General features: G+C 48.0%; 4 protein-coding genes. All 4 read right to left on the bottom strand.

Annotated elements, in window-relative coordinates; all coding sequences use genetic code 11:
* Window positions 1–57: 57 nt before the first annotated feature.
* Entirely contained in the window at window positions 58–2,268 is a 2,211-nt protein-coding gene (locus C7B77_RS23465; RefSeq protein ID WP_106310637.1) for an NHLP family bacteriocin export ABC transporter peptidase/permease/ATPase subunit, read from the bottom strand.
* 6 nt (window positions 2,269–2,274) lie between these two features.
* On the bottom strand, window positions 2,275–3,882 hold the full coding sequence (locus C7B77_RS23460) for an NHLP bacteriocin system secretion protein (protein ID WP_106310635.1): 1,608 nt from the start codon (window positions 3,880–3,882) through the stop codon (window positions 2,275–2,277).
* 21 nt (window positions 3,883–3,903) lie between these two features.
* Window positions 3,904–4,119, bottom strand: a complete 216-nt coding sequence (locus C7B77_RS23455) for a hypothetical protein (RefSeq protein ID WP_106310633.1) — start codon at window positions 4,117–4,119, stop codon at window positions 3,904–3,906.
* Between the two features lie 36 nt (window positions 4,120–4,155).
* Window positions 4,156–5,252 (bottom strand): cyclic nucleotide-binding domain-containing protein (locus C7B77_RS23450; RefSeq protein ID WP_106310631.1); only part of this gene is annotated, 1,097 nt, incomplete at its 5' end.

Raw genomic sequence — 5,252 nt, 5'->3', positions numbered from 1 at the left:
CGGGAGACCCGACCGGAGCGAGCCGCTCCCTCTCTCCCCCTCTCATCCTCTCCCTCACTAAGCTGTCTGAGTGCCGATTAAGCGGGTATAAGCTCCAGGGCTGCTGCGTAACTCCTCATGGGTACCTCGCTGCACCACCCGACCCTTCGACAAGACAATAATTTCATCGCAGTCGCGAATGGTACTGAGTCGGTGAGCGACGACAATACAGGAACAACCGCGCCGCCGCAGATTTCGATCGATGATTTGCTCGGTTTCGGCATCGAGCGCGCTCGTAGCTTCATCGAGCACCAATACCGCTGGATTGCGAACCAATGCTCTGGCAATTTCTAGCCGCTGGCGTTGCCCGCCGCTGAGATTCTGACCGCCTTCACTGAGCTGGCAATTGTAGCCCCCCGGCATATTTAAAATCAGATCGTGGATCGCAGCATCCTCGCAAGCTCTAATCAAATCTTCTTCCGGTACAGTGGAATCCCACAGGGTGAGATTTTCGCGCACCGTACCAGCAAATAGAAAAATTTCTTGCTCGACCATTGCCAGGGAACTAGTCAGGACGGGACGAGGAATTTGGTGGCGTTGTCTGCCATCTAAGAGAATTTCGCCAGACCAGGTTGGATACAGTCCGGTAATTAACTTGGCAACCGTAGATTTACCCGAACCGCTACCGCCGACGAGGGCGACTCTTTGGCCGGGGTTCAACCTCAAGTTCAAATCTTGGATTAGTGGGTCTCCCAAGCGATTGTAGCCAAAGGTGAGATTCTGTAGCTCCACATAGCCTTGCAATTTAAAAGAATCTTCACTGTAGTTGTCGATGCTGTGCCCCACATCGATGGCTCGTTCTGATTCGGGATCGATCGGATTTTCCAAGACATCATCGAGGCGATTTAAATCTGCTTCCAACTCTTGTAATGTACTGCCAAAAGTCACCAAGTTGCTTACAGGCTTGAGAAATTCCTGAGTCAGCGATTGGTAGGCAATCAGTCTACCGATACTCAGCGTACCTTCCATCACCCGAAATCCACCCAAGACTAAAATCGATGTCACCGCCAGAGATGTCAAAACTGAAGGTAATGCCCCCAACACTCTGGTCGGGAGTCCTAATTCCTGTTGGGCATTGATCGTTTTGGCATAGTAGCCCGCAAACTTAGCAAATAAGTCAGCCTCCAAGCCGCTGGCTTTGACGGTTTCGATGGTCTGGATGCCACTAATTGCCACCCCAGCAACCTTGCCCGTTTCTTGAGACAGTCTGGTATTGGTATCGACGCGGTTGCGAGACATCGCCTGTAAGGCTACAAAGTTGGCAGCGGCAAAAGCGATCGAGATCGCGGTCAATAATGGATCGTAGAAAAACATGATGATGGCATAAAAAACCATCATGATCGAATCGATAACAGTGGTTGCCAACTGCCCTGAGAGCGTCATTGCTACTTTATTATTAAGTTGAGCGCGACTGCTGATTTCTCCCGCAAAGCGTTGGGCATAAAAGCCAATTGGCAATCGGATCGTATGCCACAGAAATTGACCGGACATGGTAATCGACAGCTTCAGCAATAATCGGCGCAGATAAGTCAGCCGTAATTGAGCCAATAGTCCAGTAATCAAGGCGGTCATCGCCATCCCGATTAGCAATGGTCGCAACCACTCTCCCCGATTTTCGACCAAAATTTCATCGATAAATACCTGCATAAAAGCGGGTATTGCCAAGCGGGGAATCGTCAAAAACAGCCCGGTAATCAAGCAAAAAATCAGAGCCGAACGCGAGCTTTTCAATCTAGCGACTAATCCAGGAACGATGCCCTTTTTCTTGCCACCTTTCTTAAAATCCTCACCTGGTTCCATCACCAGCACCACGCCAGTGAATGCGCGATCGAATTCATCGAAGGTAAGTTTTTTCGGCCCTGCGGCAGGATCGTTGATGTAGACGTCTTTGCCGACAAATCCTTCGATGACGACGAAGTGATTGAAGTTCCAGAATGCGATAAACGGGGGTTTAATCGATCGAGCTTCTTCGATGGATCTTTTAAATCCTTTGGCATTTAAACCGTACAGTCGAGCGGCCTTGAGGACGTTAGACGCTTTGCTACCATCTCTAGAAACCCCACACTCAACCCGCAATTCGGTCAAGGGTACCAGCCGCTTGTAATAGGCCAAGATAATGCCCAGAGCAGCCGCCCCGCATTCTACCGCTTCCATTTGCAGTACTGTGGGCGTGCGCGCTCGTCCGTACTGCTTGGTTGGCTTGGATTTATCAATTGCTGCTGTTTGCATAATCTCCTAATAAATCCCCGTAATTGACTTAAAGATTGGAATGATGTAAGAAATCGGCACGACTTCTCCTACTTTGACCCGCACCTGAACGGTAGTACCTGTGGATAATTTGATGTCTGGGCCGCCAGAGGAAGACCATTTGTAGCCACTGGGGGTATTGGCGGTATCTAGTTCGGCAAATACCTGTACGGGAGCTTTGCCGCCTGCGGTCATACTTTCGGCCAAACCTTGGTTACCAATGACTGTGGACATATCCTGTTCGGTGACGGGAAAAGGCGTGACTTCTTTGACCTTGCCGAGAATCCCGCCAAATCTTTCCCGCTTGATTAAACTGGGGGTGATTTGAACTTCCATACCCGGTTTGACTTGTTGTCCATCTTTATCGGCAAAGTAGATGGCACTCATCAGTTTGGCTTCGGTACCTTTGGCATTAATCGAACCCAACCGAGTGCCAGCACTAACTATCTGCCCTGGGACGACCGATAATTGGATCGCTTTGCCATCATATTCGCTGACAATGTTGGTTTTTAGTTGAATTTCGCGTTTTAATTGAGCAATTTTACGATTGACCTCTTCAATATTGTTTTTGATACTAAAGTTTGTTTCTAGTTCTTCTTGCGCTAATTTAGCAAGTTGACTGTTAATGTCTTGGAGTCTAGTTTTGAGTTCGTCGATAGTATTGAGACTTTGTAAATATTGGCGTTGAATATCCGTTCTTTGAACTTGCAGTTCTTGGCGTTTGGTGGTGAGATCGTTGCTTTGATTTACCCCATCTAAATATTGTCGCTCTGCCGTAACTTGTTCGACATCTAGCTCTTTAACTTGAGATTCGAGCGTAGATATTTGGGTCAAACTGTCAACGTAGTCTTTTTGAGCGGCTAACATGATATCTGCGCTCACGATGCCTTGCTTGTATAAATTGCGGCGAGCCTCTAGCTGGGTTTTAAGTTCCGGCAGCATGTTTTTGATTTGCACCAAGCGCGATTCGAGTCCCGCTCTTTTTTGAACCAGAGCAGTGGTACTTCTTTGGCGCAGATTTGGCAAAACTTTGCGATCGGTACTGAGTCTTTTTTCGATCGCATCGAGGTTCTTTGACAGTAGTGCGAAATTTTTCTGCCGTAATTCTGGCACGATCGATTCTCTTTGTAAGCTCGTTTCGATATTAACTTTCTGCTTGGCTAAATTCTCTCGCTGTGCGGCTAATTTCGTGCGCCGTGCTGCATCGCTTTCTTTGGCTTGAGCGGTTAGTTCTCTGAGTTTTTGTTCTTCTTGTTTGAGTTGCTGGACTAGCGAAGGCTGATCGATCGTGCCGATAATATCGCCTTTTTTAACCGTGTCTCCCGATTTAATATTTAGTTTGACGATCGTGCCGTCGCTAGGTGCTTGAAATTGAACGACACTGCGAGGATAGATCAGTACGCCTTGACCGCTGACTGTGAGCGATATCCGCCCAAATATGCTCCACAGCAAACCCGTAGCGACTAAGGAGCCGAATCCAGCTAAAGGCAGCCAAGCTCTAGGCTTGACGACATTCATCAGTTGGTCGAGTCGTTCTGGCGAGGATAGCCGTTCTAATGCTTCGTCGCGAAATAGTTTATTTCCTGAATCTGACATAATAACTGGGACAACCTCACTTTAAATTTGCAAATAAATTGATAAATAGCAAAAAGCCATGCGCGTAAAGCCTTGCCATCGCACTTTATCCGAACGGGGAAACCGTCCGTAGTGCGCCGTCGATTGGGTTCGTGCCACGATCGGGGAACCCGAGCGGACGAACTTTGCAAGTAAAGCACCCGTTCGAGACAGCAGGGAGATGGCAGCTATTTTCTGGCTGGGTGCCACACTTGGCATCTATAGAAGCCGTTCGGCATTCCTAGCGCGGATTGACTAAACTGTTAAGCGTTTGAGCATCCAATCAAATCTCGCACCGCCAAGAGTGAGGTTGTCCATCATATCGAGATCGAGTTCGTCTTCGTAGTTGGCGGTGAGATCTAAACTTTGTCCGGGTTCGTAACGGGTGCGTCCGTATCCCAACCGACTAATCAATCCTTGCAATCTACTCGCGAGGAGCATCGATTCTACTCGATAAAAGCGCGCTGCGGCACCGACATCCTGCTGTAATTTGAGGAGCAGTTGTTGTTGGGGGATTCTCAGCAAAATCGAATTATCTAATGCTCTAACGGTAGCTGTTGAGATCGGATTGTCTAAAGCGATGGCTTCACCAATAATTTCACCGCGATTGAGATACAAGATCTCTCGCCCTAATGATGAGGTATCGGTAGCATCGGTCTCGCTTTCAAGAGCCGCAAAAATACTAAACAGCCGATTTGTTTTTTCTTCTTTAATAAATACGGAGAGGGTACCTTGAAGGACGATATACAAGTCTTCAATTTGCTCGCCAGCCCTAATCAGAACGCGATCGGCCTCAATTTCTGTCAATCTACCAGCACCGAGCATCCAGTCAACATCGCTATCGCTGAGTTCGCCAAAAATTAACGGCACGTCTTGGAGGGGTTGAGCTTGACCCATGTTGGGTCTTAAAAAATACTTTACTAAGCGCGAGAACCTTTCTAATAGCAACATCGCAATCGCACGATAAAATCTGGCTGCAAAACCGATATCTTCAGCGATTTTAGTTCTGAGTGCTTCGCAGGAAACTGCGAGTAATGTTGAGTTTTCGGTAGCTCTAATGGTCATGATTGCGGCGGTTAACTCGACAGCCGGAACATGTCCCAAAACGTCGCCAGGTGAAAAGCGGACGATTTCTCGTTCTAGATCTACATCTTCTTCAAGTGCGGCAAACGCCCGCCCCAATCTGCCCCCCTGATTTTGGCTGATACTACCGACTAGTTCGCCCCGAATTACCAAGTAGAAAAAATTAGGCGATCGAGCCTGTTCGATCGAGATATTCCCTGCCTCAATTTGCTGCGAGCGTCCGTTTTGCTTGAGCCATTGAATATTGCTGTTACTTAACTGGTTGAGAA

Origin of the sequence: Chamaesiphon polymorphus CCALA 037 (genome assembly GCF_003003845.1) — a bacterium.
GTDB lineage: Bacteria > Cyanobacteriota > Cyanobacteriia > Cyanobacteriales > Chamaesiphonaceae > Chamaesiphon > Chamaesiphon polymorphus.
This window is presented reverse-complemented; position numbering and strand designations above follow the sequence as displayed.

Coding starts and splice junctions, on each gene's coding strand:
- C7B77_RS23465 (WP_106310637.1), bottom strand. CDS start 2,268: ATGCAAACAGCAGCAATTGATAAATCCAAGCCAACCAAGCAGTACGGA.
- C7B77_RS23460 (WP_106310635.1), bottom strand. CDS start 3,882: ATGTCAGATTCAGGAAATAAACTATTTCGCGACGAAGCATTAGAACGG.
- C7B77_RS23455 (WP_106310633.1), bottom strand. CDS start 4,119: ATGCCAAGTGTGGCACCCAGCCAGAAAATAGCTGCCATCTCCCTGCTG.